The sequence below is a fragment of the Cloacibacterium sp. TD35 genome (genome assembly GCF_028864635.1).
Taxonomy (GTDB): Bacteria; Bacteroidota; Bacteroidia; order Flavobacteriales; family Weeksellaceae; genus Cloacibacterium.
This window is the reverse complement of the sequence record NZ_CP104850.1, coordinates 1,296,523-1,311,318: the sequence shown is the minus strand read 5'-3', so window position 1 is coordinate 1,311,318 and position 14,796 is coordinate 1,296,523. Positions and strand designations below refer to the sequence as shown.

Annotated in this window: 14 protein-coding genes and 1 tRNA gene; 10 read left to right on the top strand and 5 right to left on the bottom strand. The window is 33.0% G+C overall.

Annotated features, from left to right (window positions below; genetic code table 11):
- Positions 1-53: 53 nt before the first annotated feature.
- Positions 54-1,064 (bottom strand): NAD(P)H-dependent glycerol-3-phosphate dehydrogenase, encoded by a 1,011-nt coding sequence (locus N7277_RS06095; RefSeq protein WP_274778699.1) that lies wholly within the window; start codon positions 1,062-1,064, stop codon positions 54-56.
- Positions 1,065-1,351: 287 nt separating this feature from the next.
- Here N7277_RS06095 and N7277_RS06090 point away from each other — a divergent pair, with 287 nt between their 5' ends.
- Positions 1,352-2,242, top strand: a complete 891-nt coding sequence (locus tag N7277_RS06090) for a M23 family metallopeptidase (protein ID WP_274778698.1) — start codon at positions 1,352-1,354, stop codon at positions 2,240-2,242.
- Positions 2,243-2,320: 78 nt separating this feature from the next.
- Positions 2,321-2,464, top strand: a complete 144-nt coding sequence (locus N7277_RS06085) for a hypothetical protein (RefSeq protein ID WP_274778697.1) — start codon at positions 2,321-2,323, stop codon at positions 2,462-2,464.
- Positions 2,465-2,504: 40 nt separating this feature from the next.
- Here N7277_RS06085 and N7277_RS06080 read toward each other — a convergent pair whose 3' ends face one another.
- The 4 genes from N7277_RS06080 to mce form a co-directional block, all read right to left on the bottom strand.
- The gene (locus N7277_RS06080; RefSeq protein WP_274778696.1) at positions 2,505-3,158 is read right to left on the bottom strand and encodes an NAD(P)-dependent oxidoreductase; all 654 of its coding nucleotides are present in this window, start codon (positions 3,156-3,158) and stop codon (positions 2,505-2,507) included.
- 53 nt (positions 3,159-3,211) lie between these two features.
- Positions 3,212-3,622: an Rrf2 family transcriptional regulator gene (locus N7277_RS06075; RefSeq protein ID WP_274778695.1), complete on the bottom strand. Its 411-nt coding sequence runs from the start codon at positions 3,620-3,622 to the stop codon at positions 3,212-3,214.
- 109 nt (positions 3,623-3,731) lie between these two features.
- Positions 3,732-3,805 (bottom strand) — tRNA-Ile (locus N7277_RS06070).
- A gap of 76 nt (positions 3,806-3,881) precedes the next feature.
- Positions 3,882-4,280 carry a methylmalonyl-CoA epimerase gene (mce, locus tag N7277_RS06065; RefSeq protein WP_274778694.1) on the bottom strand — a complete coding sequence of 133 codons (399 nt, stop codon included), beginning with the start codon at positions 4,278-4,280 and terminating at the stop codon, positions 3,882-3,884.
- A 221-nt stretch (positions 4,281-4,501) separates the two neighbouring features.
- Here mce and rbfA point away from each other — a divergent pair, with 221 nt between their 5' ends.
- The 8 genes from rbfA to ribD all read left to right on the top strand — a co-directional run bounded on the left by rbfA (position 4,502) and on the right by ribD (position 14,729).
- Positions 4,502-4,864 (top strand): 30S ribosome-binding factor RbfA, encoded by a 363-nt coding sequence (rbfA, locus tag N7277_RS06060; RefSeq protein WP_069797170.1) that lies wholly within the window; start codon positions 4,502-4,504, stop codon positions 4,862-4,864.
- 3 nt (positions 4,865-4,867) lie between these two features.
- Positions 4,868-6,079 (top strand): ABC transporter permease, encoded by a 1,212-nt coding sequence (locus tag N7277_RS06055; protein WP_274778693.1) that lies wholly within the window; start codon positions 4,868-4,870, stop codon positions 6,077-6,079.
- A gap of 58 nt (positions 6,080-6,137) precedes the next feature.
- Positions 6,138-8,003, top strand: coding sequence for an endonuclease (locus N7277_RS06050; RefSeq protein WP_274778692.1), 1,866 nt, complete (start codon positions 6,138-6,140; stop codon positions 8,001-8,003).
- A 200-nt stretch (positions 8,004-8,203) separates the two neighbouring features.
- A complete protein-coding gene (locus tag N7277_RS06045) occupies positions 8,204-10,309 on the top strand; it encodes an endonuclease (RefSeq protein ID WP_274778691.1) in 2,106 nt (701 codons plus the stop codon).
- Between the two features lie 61 nt (positions 10,310-10,370).
- Positions 10,371-11,105 (top strand): shikimate dehydrogenase family protein, encoded by a 735-nt coding sequence (locus N7277_RS06040; protein WP_274778690.1) that lies wholly within the window; start codon positions 10,371-10,373, stop codon positions 11,103-11,105.
- 176 nt (positions 11,106-11,281) lie between these two features.
- Positions 11,282-13,066 (top strand): DUF349 domain-containing protein, encoded by a 1,785-nt coding sequence (locus N7277_RS06035; RefSeq protein WP_274778689.1) that lies wholly within the window; start codon positions 11,282-11,284, stop codon positions 13,064-13,066.
- Position 13,067: 1 nt separating this feature from the next.
- On the top strand, positions 13,068-13,670 hold the full coding sequence (locus N7277_RS06030) for a hypothetical protein (RefSeq protein WP_274778688.1): 603 nt from the start codon (positions 13,068-13,070) through the stop codon (positions 13,668-13,670).
- Positions 13,671-13,706: 36 nt separating this feature from the next.
- Complete coding sequence (gene ribD, locus N7277_RS06025; RefSeq protein WP_274780777.1) at positions 13,707-14,729, top strand: bifunctional diaminohydroxyphosphoribosylaminopyrimidine deaminase/5-amino-6-(5-phosphoribosylamino)uracil reductase RibD; 1,023 nt, start codon at positions 13,707-13,709, stop codon at positions 14,727-14,729.
- The last annotated feature ends 67 nt before the right edge of the window (positions 14,730-14,796 follow it).

The following is a 14,796-nucleotide window of genomic DNA, read 5'->3' as shown; positions in this document are numbered from 1 at the left end:
TGGTAAAGTTAATGATTTTTGAAAAAAGCGATAAGGCTTTAGCACCATTAATTTTACGTTAATTTTTCAGTTAATTTTTTAAATTGTTTTTCGGCGTCTTTTCCTTCATATAAAATACTGAAAACAGTATTGATAATTGGGGTTTTCAGTTTCTTTTCAAAAGCGATTTCATAAATTCCACGAGTTGCGTAATATCCTTCTGCAACCATACTCATAGATTGCACCGCAGATTTTACGGTGTAGCCTTTACCGATAAGATTTCCTAAATTTCTATTTCTAGAAAAGAGTGAATAAGCGGTTACCAGTAAATCTCCTAAATATGCACTATCATTCACCTCTCTAGCCTCTGGATACACAGCATCTAAAAATAATTCCATCTCTCTAATCGCATTAGAAACCAGAACTGCATTAAAGTTATCTCCATATCCTAATCCACTTGCAATTCCTGCTGCGATGGCGTAAATATTTTTAAGAATCGCACTATACTCATTACCCAAAATATCTTTGGAACAGCTTACCTTAATATAATCAGAAGTAAAAAGTTCTCTAAGCGCATCTACATTTTCTTTTTCTGCTGCGGCTATAGTAAGATAAGACAATCTCTCCATCGCTACTTCTTCTGCATGACATGGCCCCGCAATAACGGCTTGATTTCTGAAGCCAATTTTAAAAACATCTCTCAAATAATGTGCTACTACATCATTATGTTTAGGGACAATCCCTTTGATTGCAGAAACGAATAATTTCCCTTCGTAATTACAAGTCATTTTTTCTATTGCATCAGAAAGATAGATAGAAGGAGTTGCTAAAACAATGATATCACACTCAGAAACTAACTCATTAATATCTGTAGTGATTTTCAGTTTTCTTACATCAAAAGCAACCGCAGTAAGATAATTAGGATTATGACCACGCAATTCTAGAGCTCCCTTTACAAACTCATTCCTCACGCACCAATGCACCAATTTCGCATTTTCTAATAGCATTTTTACAATTGCCGTAGCGAAACTACCGCTTCCTACAACCCCCACAGTTGGCAATGTTTTGCCTTTCTTTTTAGCCATTTTAAAAAATTTGGTAGAAAAACAAAGATACAAATTATAGTGAGAAGCTACACCTTAAAAAAATCATGTTAACAAAAATAGATTTCACAGATTGACTTTATCTCCTGAGTTTCAGATACAATAAATTTAACCATAATTAATTATTATTAACAATTTTATAAATTTATTAACAATACTTTGGCATAATTTTTATCATAATTCATCGTTTTTGGTTGAGCAAAAACATTGATTTAAAATATTTTAATTAATTTTGGCGTCGCTAAAAATTGAAAACTGAGAAAAAAGTAATGAAGAATTTATTTATAAAAAAGAAGAATGTTCAGCTGTTTATGGGCGCTCTTCTTTTCGTTATCCTTCTACAAAGTTTTGTTATTGCAAAATTATATTCAGAAAAAGATGACAAAAACTATCAAGTCAATTTAGTAAAAATTAACACCCAAAAAGACAGCTTAGATTTCTTTAAATTAAAAAATGATTTAGCCTCTGTAGAAAACACAGTAAGAACAATCAACAATTATTTAAAGGCAAAAAACGCCTCTAACCTAAGCATTGAAGCTCTATCTAGAGATAGTTTATCTAGTTCGGTTTATCTGTCTAACCAGAGTTCTAGATATTCTGAATATCTCGTAGAATTAGAAAAACGTTTACAACAAGTACCAGTTGGACATCCTATAGACAACGGTTTTCTATCGTCTAATTTCGGAATGAGAAAAAATCCTATTCCGTCTAAGAAAATCCTACTCGCTTCTGCAAGACCTCTTGCTATTTCATCTGAAAAAATAGAAAAAGACAGCACTGGAAATGTAATCAACAAAAGTAACGTTAACATAGCATCAAAAAACGCTGCTCCTGCTGAAAAAGACCAAATGCAATTCCACAAGGGAATAGATTATGGTGTAGATTACGGCAGTAATGTAATGTGTACCGCCACTGGAAAAGTAATTTTTGCAGGTCAAAAAAGCGGGTATGGAAACTGCGTAATCATAAGCCATGGTAACGGTTTAGCTACGCTCTATGCTCACCTTTCTAAAATTAATGTAAAGGCTAACCAAAGTGTAAAAGCGGGAGAAGTAATCGCACAATCTGGCAATTCAGGAAGAAGTACTGGTCCACATTTGCATTACGAAGTTCATAAGAACAATACTCCTGTAAACCCTAAATTATTTCTGAATTTATAAAATCGAACTATAAAATGTAAAAAAGCATCCATCTGATTGGATGCTTTTTTTATTTAACTTTAGTGAAAATTTTGAGTTATGAAAAAAGACAAAGTTCCTAAAAAGACCAAAAAGAATTCTACTAAAAAAAATTCTGCTGAGAAGAAGGAAATCATCATCCATGAAAATTCTTCACCAGTTTGCTTTGCAAAAAGTAAAGAAATAAGAGACGAATACCTATAAAAAACTACTCAGATGGGTCAGTTTCAAAATATTTAACCGATTAATAAGCCGCTGTAAATCTTTGCTTCACAAACTTATTATTTTCTAATTCGTCTACCAAAGCTACTGCTACATCTTCTACAGAAAGTACGCTTCTTCCCTCCTCATCAAAAACCGGATTTTCTAGCGCCGTTCTGTATGTTCCTTTTCTTACGCCAGCTGTACCCGGATGCATTTCTATAGCTGGAGAAAAGAATGTCCAATCTAGATTTTCGTTCTTTTTAATGATTTCTAAATATTGTCTGGCTGCTTCTGCGCCAGGTTTTATCTCCGCAGGAAATTCTGTGGTATCTATTAATTGTAAGTTTTCGGCAATGTATAAACTTCCTGCTCCACCTACCGTAATAAATCTCTTTACTCCAGATTCTTCTACCGCTTTTTCTATGCTGACTGCCCCTTTTAAGAAATCTTCAAAAATATTAGGATTTGCCCAGCCCGGATTGAATGCGCTAATTACCGCATCATTCCCTTTTAGTATTTCTGACAATTCATCGGTATTGTAAACATCTACAGCTATTGCTTTTACATTTTCTGTTTTTTCAATTTTAGAAGTATTTCTAGCCAAGGCATTTACGAAATATCCTCTATTTGCTAATTCTTTTACTAATTGAGTGCCTACAAAACCCGTAGCTCCTATTACTGCTATTTTTTTCATTTTTCTATAATTTAAATTGTAATAATTTTTGTTACACTTATGTATAAAAAATTTTATTTGAACTGTTCTATAAAATTTTTCAATGATTTTTCTTTTAAGAAATTCACCACTACCTCATCTGTTTCAGAAAAAAGAAAATCCAGATGCCTATTAATCACCTTTCCTACTTCACAGTGTGGATTAGGATGCTGATTTTTTTTTCCTAAAACTTCTGAGTTTTTTACGGCATTGTAAATCTCTGCCATGGTAATTTGGTCCAGGTTTTTTCCTAATCTAGAGCCACCTTCTTTCCCTTTTTTGCTTTCTACCAAACCCGCTTCTCTAAGTACAGAAATTTCTTTTCTAACGATTACAGGATTTACATTGATACTCCCCGCCAGCCAATCAGAGGTGTGCCATTCTTCTGGTTTAGTACCAAGAATAGTCATAATATGAAGTGCTGTGGAAAATCTAGTATTGTTCATTTCTGATGCAAAGATATACAAATTTTAAATTGTAACAAATCTTATTACAATTAAGGTTAAAAAATTTTATTCTAAAAAAACAAAATCCTCAGAAATTCTGAGGATTTTGTGGCCCAGCTTGGGCTCGAACCAAGGACTTGCTGATTATGAGTCAGCTACTCTAACCAACTGAGTTACAAGGCCAAATATTTATGATAAAATATCTTTATTTCAATTGGGTGTGCAAATGTAAGATTTTTTCGGAAAATTCAAAAAAAAATTAAGGTTTTTCTTGACACAATTCTACCAAAACCCCATTTGTAGACTTAGGATGTAAGAAAACCACCAACTTATTATCTGCGCCATCTTTGGGCTCTTCGGAAATAAAAACAAAACCCTCTGCTTTTAATCTTTCTATTTCTGCTCTTATATCTTCTACTCCAAAAGCAATATGGTGTATTCCTTCTCCTTTTTTGTCGATAAACTTAGCAATTGGACTTTCTGGATTGGTAGCTTCCAAAAGTTCTATTTTGCTCTCTCCTAATTGATAAAAAGAAGTAGTTACGCCTTCTCTTTCTACCGATTCTTGTTTATAATGGCTCTTTCCCAATAATCTTGCAAAAAGATTGTCTGACGTTTCTAGACTTTTGATAGCGATTCCTAAGTGCTCTATTTTCATGTTGACTTTTTATTTATTTTTAATCTCTAATCTTGGTTTGCGTGAGGGAGTAGGCGGAACTCTTTTTCTAAATTTTTATGCAAAGGCATAGGTTTTAATAAAAAATTTAGAAAAAAGTGGGAGCCGAATACCGACCTTTTCTTTTTATGGTCAAGACCTTGCGATTGGCAAAAAGAAAAGGACACGCCCAAAATCTCAAACAAAAATACTAAATTTGCAACATGAATGAAAGTAACAGACAAAGAAAAGTAGCACAGATTATTCAAGAAGATTTTGCTGAACTTTTTAGAAAACTCGCTTCAGAGAGCAAACAAAATTTTCTAATCACCGTTTCTGATGTAAAGGTAACGGCTGATTTAAGCATTGCTAAAATTTATTTGAGCATCTTTCCGCAAGAATTTAGAACGCCAATTATGAAGGAGATAGACGAAAATAAGTCTTTCTATAGAAATTTTATTGGTCAGAAAATGGCAAAACAAGTGCGAATTATTCCTGAACTTAATTTCTATTTAGACACTACATTAGATGATGTAGAACGTATAGAAAAAGAACTAAAAGGTCTGGGAGACAATCCTATTTTATAAAAAATGGCCAAAGGAAATACCGCTTTTTATATCGCGAGAAGATATCTCATTGCTAAAAAAGGAAGCCAGGCTGTAAGTTTTATTACAGGATTGGCTGCTTTTGCTATGATGGTAGCGGTAGCCGCTATGTTTATTATTATTTCGGTTTTTTCTGGATTAGAAGACCTTAACAAGGATTTTATCTCTAATCTTCATGCCGATCTTACGCTGAAAAGCTCTCAAGGAAAAGTTATCCCTAATATTCAAAAAGTAACTTCTACCCTGAAATCTGAAAACGAAATCAATCATTTTTCTAAAATGATTGAAGAAAAAGTATACATAGACTATAACAATACGGGCGAAATAGCTTACATAAGAGGCGTAGATTCGGCTTATGTAAAAGTAAATCCTATTGACAAAAACATTTTCTACGGAAGTTATCCTTCATTTAAATTTATGAATGAAGTGATTATGGAGGCTCAACTGAACAATAGATTGGCAATTCCCGTAGCCAATGATGTAAATGTAGCGACTCTTTTTATGCCAAAACCTGGCAAAGGAATCATCAATAAAGAAGAAGATATTTTCAACAAAAGAGATATTTATGTTACTGGAATTTTCCCTGGAAATGACCAGCTGAACAATTATATTATTGCTCCTCTGGAACTGACTTCGGAGTTATTGAACTTGCCTAAAAATTCTGCTTACGAGATTGCCATAAAACTAAAAAATCCTGAAAAAGCAGATGCCGTAAAAGAAGATTTACAAAATAAACTCGGCAGTCAGGTTACCATAAAAACAAAAGCAGAAGAAAATGCCGCCTTCTGGAAAATGATTAACACCGAAAAACTGATGATTTACCTCATCTTTGCTTTGGTGATTTTCATTACTACATTTAACCTCGCAGGTGCTATTATTATTCTTCAGCTTGACAAAAAAGATCAAGCTAAATCTTTGATTTCTTTAGGCTTTACCATCAATGATTTAAGAAAGACCTACTTTAATACTGGATTACTTATTGTACTGTTTGGGGTAATCTCTGGCTTAATATTGGGAACGATTATTTGTGTCATCCAAATACAAACTGGTATTTTTAAGGCCACCGAAACGCTCCCTTTTCCGGTTAAAATCTACTGGCCTAATTATTTCTATGTGGCTTTAATAGGACTTTTCTTCGGAGTTTCTGTCTCTTGGATATTTTCAAAAATAAATAAAGAGAATATTAATGAAAATTAATTGATTATCATAATGATAATTGTAATAAATTTGTATCCCCTTTTTATTACTTATCATCATGAAGATTAAAACTTTACTTATTGTAGGACTACTGTTTTCTGCAGTCAATATTTTTGCACAAATTCCTACAGGTTACTATGATGCAGCAGCAGGATTATCTGGCGCAGCTCTTAAAACAAAACTTTCACAAATCATTTCATCAGGACACATAGACAGAGGCTACTCTGGTCTCTGGACTGCTTATCAAACGACTGACATTGACCAAACCTTTGAAAATGATGGCAGTATTCTAGACATCTATTCAGAAAATCCCTCTGGAACAGATCCTTATAAATTTACACTGATTACAGATCAATGCGGAACTTATTCTGTAGAAGGTGATTGTTATAACAGAGAACATATTGTTCCTCAAAGTCTGTTTGATGTAGACAAAAGTGGCGATGGTGATGCCCCTATGGTTTCTGACATACATTTCATAAGAGCAACAGATGGAAAAGTAAATGGAATGAGAAGTAATTATCCTTTTGGAAAGGTAGGTACAGTAAGTTTTACTTCTAGAAACGGTTCTAAATTAGGAACTTCTATTTCTCCTAATTACACAGGAACTGTTTTTGAGCCTATTGATGCCTTCAAAGGAGATGTAGCAAGAATGATTTTTTACTTTGTAACGAGATATGAATCTCAACTATTAACATTCTCATCAGGAAACATCATTGGTTCAAACACTTTTCCTGGAATTACAGATTGGGAATTAGCCGTTTTATTATCTTGGCATTCTTCTGATCCAGTTTCTCAAGAAGAAATAAATAGAAATAACGCCTCTTATACTTTTCAAGGAAATAGAAATCCTTATATAGATCACCCAGAATATGTAACATCTATTTGGGGTTCACCAACTATAGATACAGAAGTCCCTACTAATCCTAGTAATTTAACAATAGGTACGGTTACATCTAATTCCATCGCATTAAGCTGGACCGCTTCTACTGATAATATTGGAGTTTCAGCATATGAAATCTATATGAATAGTGCATTCAAAACTTCAGTCACAGGAACATCTGCCACTATTTCTGGATTAACTCCCAGCACCAGCTACAACTTTTACATCATAGCAAAAGACGCGGCAGGTAATAAATCCTCTGCTAGTAATACTGCCTCTGGAACTACTACAGCATCATCTGGAGGCGGAAACTTACCTGGCACAGAATTATACATTTCAGAATACTATGAAGGATTAAGCAATAACAAAGCTATTGAAATCACCAACCCTACTTCTTCTACTGTTTCTTTATCCAATTATTCAATTAAAAAACAAGCAAACGGAGCTGGAAGCTGGGTAAATGAATTGATACTCTCAGGAAATTTAAGTCCAAACTCAACTATTGCACTTAAGAATTCTTCTACAGTTTTATCTTGTACATTTACAGCACAATCCGTTAGTGGTTCACCTCTAGATTTTAATGGGAATGACCCAATTGGTTTATTTAAATCTGGGACTTTAATAGACATTATAGGAACTTTTAACAACGCTACTATATTTGCAGAAGATGTAAATCTGAGAAAAAAAACCAACACCCCTTCTACCACATTTGACATTACGGAATGGGACTCTTATACAATCTCTTCTACTTCTGCCAACTGTGATAATCTAGGAATTGTAAACCCTCAACCTTTAGCTACAGAACAGGCCATAAAAAAATATTTCACCATATATCCTAATCCTATAAAAAATGGTGAAATTTTCTTCAGTGGTGAAAATTTAAAGGCAATAAAATTTTTAGAAATTTATTCCATAGAAGGAAAACTCATGAAAAAAATAAATAATCCTTTTATCAAAAATACTTCTATTAAAGTCCATGAGCTACCAAAGGGTGTTTATTTCATAAAAACCGACGAAAAGTCTGAGAAAATAATTTTACAATAAAAACAAAAAATAATAATTATAAAAGCCAAGGTATATTGCCTTGGCTTTTTTATGCAAAATAAAATAACTTTATTATTTATTCTTTCTAAAAGAGTATCAAAGTATTACATATTTTTTAAAAAAATTACAAAAAATTAATCAATTGTTAATTTTTGATATATTAAAATTCATTATTTTAGGTTAGTTAAAAATCAAAATTTATGAAGACAAAAAACTACCTATTCATGGTGCTTTTCTTAATTAGCACCTCTTTATTTTCTCAAATCCCTACTGGATATTATGACAGCGCCACTGGTTTATCGGGAGCAGCACTTAAAACCAAACTTTCTACAATTATTACCAACGGACACGTAGACAAAGGGTATGCAGGATTATGGACTGCTTATAAAACTACAGACATAGACCAAAACTACGAGAATGATGGAAGCATCTTAGATATGTACTCAGAAAACCCATCAGGAACAGACCCTTATAAATTTATAGTAACCACCGATCAATGCGGTACTTATTCTGTAGAAGGTGATTGTTATAACAGAGAACATGTAGTTCCTCAGAGTTTATTTAGCCAAGCTGCACCTATGGTTTCTGATGTACATCATATTAGAGCAACTGATGGCAAAGTAAACGGAATGAGAAGCAACTATCCTTTCGGTAAAGTAGGAACAGTAACTTTCACTTCTAGAAATGGAGGAAAACTAGGAAATTCTATTTCTGCTGGTTACGCAGGAACGGTTTTCGAACCTATTGATGAATTCAAAGGAGATATTGCTAGAATGATCTTCTATTTTGTGACAAGATACGAATCAAAACTCTCTACTTTTACCACTGGTAACATGCTAGGAACTTCTGCTTATCCAGGTTTACAAACTTGGGAAAGAGATGTACTTTTGGCATGGCATAATGCAGACCCAGTTTCTCAAGCAGAAATCAATAGAAATAACGCATCTTACACTTTTCAAGGAAATAGAAATCCTTTTATTGACCATCCAGAATATGTAGGTTTAATCTGGGGAGGAACTTCTACAGACACCACCGCTCCTACAATTCCTAGCAATTTAACTGCTAGCTCAATTACCACTACATCTGCTACCATTTCATGGACGGCTTCTACTGATAATGTAGGCGTAACAGGTTATAAAATTTTCAGAAACGGAACTCAAGTAGGCACCTCTACTTCTACATCTTATAACCTAACTGGCTTAACAGCAGGAACTACCTATTCTATTACTGCTCAAGCTTATGACGCAGCAGGAAATTCTTCTGCAAGTTCTACAGCTTTATCTTTAACCACTGACAATAATACCGCTGATATTACAGCTCCGTCTGTACCTTCTGGATTAACTTCAAGCAATATTACCCAAACTTCTGCTACCGTTTCTTGGACGGCTTCTACAGATAACGTGGGTGTAACCGGGTATAAAATTTTCAGAAACGGAACTCAAGTTGGGACTTCTACTTCTACATCTTATGGTTTAACAGGTTTAACAGCTGGAACTACTTATTCTATAACCGTTCAAGCTTATGACGCAGCAGGAAATTCTTCTGCAAGTTCTACAGCTTTATCTTTAACCACTACAGCTGCTGCAACTTTTACAGAATTATATTTTTCAGAATATTTAGAAGGAAGCAGTAATAACAAAGCCATTGAAATAAGCAACAGAACGGGTTCCTCAATCGCATTATCTGCTTATTCTATCAAAAAACAAGTAAACGGTTCTACATCTTGGACTGCAGTTGCTACATTATCTGGAACATTGGCCAACAATACTACTTATGTAGTAGCTCATAGTTCTTATGCGCTTACTTGTGGCGGAACCATCAATTTAAAAACTACTAATTTAGATTTTAATGGAAATGATACCGTAGGTTTATTCAAAAACAATGTTTTGATAGACATTATCGGAACTTCTGGTTCATCTGCGAATTTTGCAATAGATGTAACATTAAGAAGAAATGTTTCTAAACCTAGAACTACTTATTTGGCTTCTGAGTGGACTTCTTACACTGTAGATACTTGCTCTAATATTGGCACTGTAAACCCAACAGGAACTGCGAGAATGATGCCTAATGAAAATCTAAATTCAGAAATTAGCATTTATCCAAATCCTGTTAAAAATAAAGAAGTTTTCTTTAAAGGAAACATTCAAGGAGTGGAAAATGTAAAAGTGTACGACATGAACGGTAAATTATTTTACGAAGCTGTAAAACCATTTGCTAAAACCAATAAACTTAATCTTAAAAACTTACCAAAAGGCAACTACATTATCACTTACGATAATCAAAGCCAGAAAATAATCATAGAATAAACTTGATACAAATCATTGCGAGGCTGGAAAAATTTCCAGCCTTTTTTATTACCTTTGAACTATGGAAAAATCAGTAAAATTAGGTCTTATAGGAAGAAATATTTCCTACTCGTTTTCAAAAAAATATTTCGAACAGAAATTTCAAAAACTTTTCTTGAAAAACCATTCCTATGAAGTATTTGACATCGAAAATCTTCAGACTATTCCTGCTATTTTTCAAACCGAAAATCTTGTAGGACTTAATGTGACCATTCCATACAAAGAACAAATTATTCCTTATCTAGACGAACTGAGCGAAGAAGCCCAAGAAATAGGCGCCATCAATTGTATTTCCATCAAAAACGGAAAAACAAAAGGTTTCAATACCGATGCATTTGGATTTGAAAAAACACTTCTACTGCACAAAAAACCACATCAAAAATCTGCCATTGTTTTAGGAAATGGCGGTGCTGCAAAAGCCATTCAATTTGTATTGAAAAAGAATAATATTCCGTTTATTACAGTTTCTAGAAATACAGAAATTAATTATCAGAATCTCGCTGAAAATCAAGTTCTAGAGAACCTCATCATTATACAATGTACACCAGTTGGGACTTTTCCTAATGTAGAAGAAACTCTTGTCTTCCCATTTGAAAATATTACAGAAAATCATCTCGTCATCGATTTAATTTACAACCCTACTCTTTCTAAATTTCTAAAAAATGCTGCCGAAAAAGGCGCTAAAACCATTAACGGTTATTTCATGCTAGAACAACAAGCCGAAAAAGCTTGGGAAATTTGGAATGAAGAAATGTAAACACTTATGAGCCATCAAAGATTTAGACAGATGTAATTTTTGAAAGTGAACACACTCATCTCGCTTTCAAAAAAATTGCATATTTCATAAAAAACCCTTAATTTAGTGCCGAAATGCGTTCAAACATTCAAAAAAAGTGTTTGAAAAAAGCATATTACTTTTAAAATTAATTTGCTATGATTACAGATAACCCTAATTCTGAAGCTCAAGAAAACATTCTAAATCCAAACGAAGAAACTGCTAATCAAACTGTTGCTCATCAAGAAAGTCATGATTCAGAAGTTCATGAAGAAGAAACTCATGATATGGTAGAACACCACGAACATGAAAAAATGACTTCGGGTGAATTAATGACCAAGTTAGAAGCACTGATTAATGCTGAAGATGCTGGAGCTAATCATAAAAAATTTAATGCAGTAAAAGAAATGCTTCTTCACAAAATAAACCTAGAAAGTGAAGACCAAAAAGAAGCAGATGCACATTATGAACATCCTCTTCAATCAAAAGTTTCTGCACTAAGCAATATTTTCAAAGAAAAATATGATGTTTTCCACAGAAAACAAGAATCTGAGCAAAAAGACAATCTCGAAAAGAGAATCTCAATCATAGAAAAGCTAAAAAACCTATATACCCATTCTGAACCTAATACCAATCTTTTCCGCGCCATCAGAGAAATTAAAGAAGAATGGAGCAACGCTGGACAAGTAGCAAAATCAGAATTCAAAAATCTTAATAATAATTATTTCTATCATTTGAATAATTTCTATCAAATGTTAGATTTAAATAAAGAATACAGAGAGCAAGAATACGCACATAATCTAGAAAAAAGACAGCATATTATTGCCAGAGCCAAAGAATTACAAAACGAACCTGTAGTACAAAAAGCATTAAACGAATTACAGTTTTTACACAAGCTTTGGAAAGAAGAAGCTGAACCAGTTGCTGAAGAATTTCGTGATAAAACTTGGGAAGAATTCAAAGAAATTTCTAACAAAATTCACGAAAGAAAATCAGAATTATTAGCAGTAATCGAAGGCGAACAGCAAGCAAATTTAGAGAAGAAAAATCAGATTATAGAAACGATTAAAAAACTGACTTCTCCAGATAAAGCACCAAATCATAACTATTGGCAAAATGCCATCAATACCGTAGAAAGTCTAAGAGCAGATTTCTTAAAATTAGGAAGTGTTCCTAGAAAAATTTCTAACCAAAACTGGAACGAATTTAAATTAGCGCTTAGAGCTTTTAATGCGAAGAAAAATGAATTCTACAAAGGGCTAAAAAACTCTCAGCACACCAATTTAGAAGAAAAACTGAAACTCATACAAACTGCTCAGGATAATATGAATTCTGAAGATTGGGAAATTGCAGTTCCATTGTTCAAAAAATTACAAGAAGACTGGAAAAAAATAGGTCATGTTCCTAGAAGTATGACCAATAAAGTTTGGGATGATTTCCGTGAAGCTTGCAACACGTTTTTCAACAATTACAGAACTAAAAACAATGCTGTAACAGACGACTGGAAAGAAAATTACAAACAAAAACGTGCGCTTTTAGATGAATTAAAAGAAATTGGGGACGAAGAAGGAAGCGTAGAAAAAATTGAAAACATTAAAACTGCTTGGAACAACATCGGAAAAGTACCAAGAGATAAAATGGCTATCAATACAGAGTTTAATAAAACAATGAGAGAAAAATTAAGACTAAACAAAATCAATGAATTTGATTTGAAAGAAGAAGGTCTTACTGAATCTCAATTAACTGATAAAGCTAGAAAAATCAAAAATCAAGTAGCTGATTTAGAAGCTGAAATTGTAAAATTAGAAAACAACTTAGGCTTCTTTGGCAAAGTATCTCGTGATAATCCTTTATTGAAAGATACTTTTGATAAGATTGATGACAAAAAAGCTCAGTTAGAAATGTTAAAACAAAATCTTCACCACATTATTTCGGGAGAATAGCATGATACATAAACTGTTTTCGATAGTTGTAATTTTACTATTTTCGGGGATTTTTTATTCACAAAACACCGAAGACTTAATTGGTGTGCCAGAACTTACTTTTAACGAAAGCAAATATGTATTGGCTTCTGCTCAGCAAAAATCTAAAGTCCAATTTGTACAAGAATACATTTTAGAAGACGAAAGAATAGAAGATGCTTCTGCGGTAATTACCATTTATTTTTTCAATAAAAATATAGATGCTAAAGAAGCTACTTATCAAAAAACAGAAGAGCTAGACAGAAGAGCAGAAACTGACAAGTATTGCACTTACAATATTACCGAAAACCCTAACGGAACTGAGTTTATTGTAGACTTCATGACAACTAATGTTCCAAAAGATAAAAAACAAGAGGTAACAGAAGTAGAATTAGCAGATTATAACATCTACAGATTCAGAAACACCCTATTAGGCGAAGGAAGCACTTTTATGATTGTAGCGTATAAAGAAAAATCTACTGGAAATGCTAAGGACTTCCAAAAATCAATCGGCAAAAAAAGAAATAAACTTTTAGAAGGAATTATTACCATGAACATTCCTTCTGTAAATTTAAAAACAAACTAATTCCGGAATTTCTTTCGGAATTTTTTTTCAAATAAAATGAATCACGAAACTTACATAAAACGCTGTATAGAACTTGCCAAAAAAGCGACTGGAAAAACATATCCAAATCCTTTAGTCGGCGCAGTAATTGTTCATAATGATGTAATCATAGGCGAAGGTTTTCACCAAAAAGCGGGTGAACCTCATGCAGAAATAAACGCCATCAATTCTGTGAAAAACATAGAACTTTTACCAGAATCTACCATTTATGTTTCCCTAGAACCTTGTGCGCATTTCGGAAAAACGCCACCTTGTTCATTGAAATTAAAAGAAATTGGTTTTAAGAAAGTGGTGATTGGCGCAATGGACAGCCATGATAAAGTAAACGGAAAAGGCAAAAAAATCCTTATGGATGCAGGAATAGAAACCGTTTCTGGAATTCTGGAAGAAGAATGCAGAGATTTAAACAAAAGATTTTTCACTTTTCATGAGAAAAAGCGTCCTTATTTGATTCTAAAATGGGCAGAAAGTAAAGATGGTTTTATCGACCAAGATTTCAAACCTACTAAAATATCTAATGAATTAGCTTCTCAATTTGTACATCAAATAAGAAGCGAGGAACATGCTATTTTGGTGGGAACTCAGACTGCTTTGAATGATAATCCTAGCTTAACTACTCGATTAGTGGAAGGCAGAAATCCTGTGAGAATTTTGATTGATTTCGATTTAAAAGTTCCTAGAAATTTTAAAATTTATAATGATGAAGCCTCTACCCTGGTTTTTAACCAAGAAAAAGAGGCAGAAGAAGAAAATGTAAAATTTATTAAAATTTCTAAAGAGAATTTCACGGAAGAATTGATGCAAAAACTTTACGAAAATCAAATTCAATCGGTTTTAGTAGAAGGTGGAAGCAGAACTTTACAAACTTTTATTGATCAAAATCTTTGGGATGAAGTCATTATCATAAAAAATGAAAACCTCCTATTAGAAAATGGCACAAAAGCTCCAAAATTTAATGGAAAACTGGCGGAAGAAAAACTTTTTAGAGATAATAAATTGGTAATTTTTCGAAATACATAACTTTTATTTCAAATTTATTTAACCGCTTATCATTTATTAAAATAATAATTTATTCTCAAAATAATTA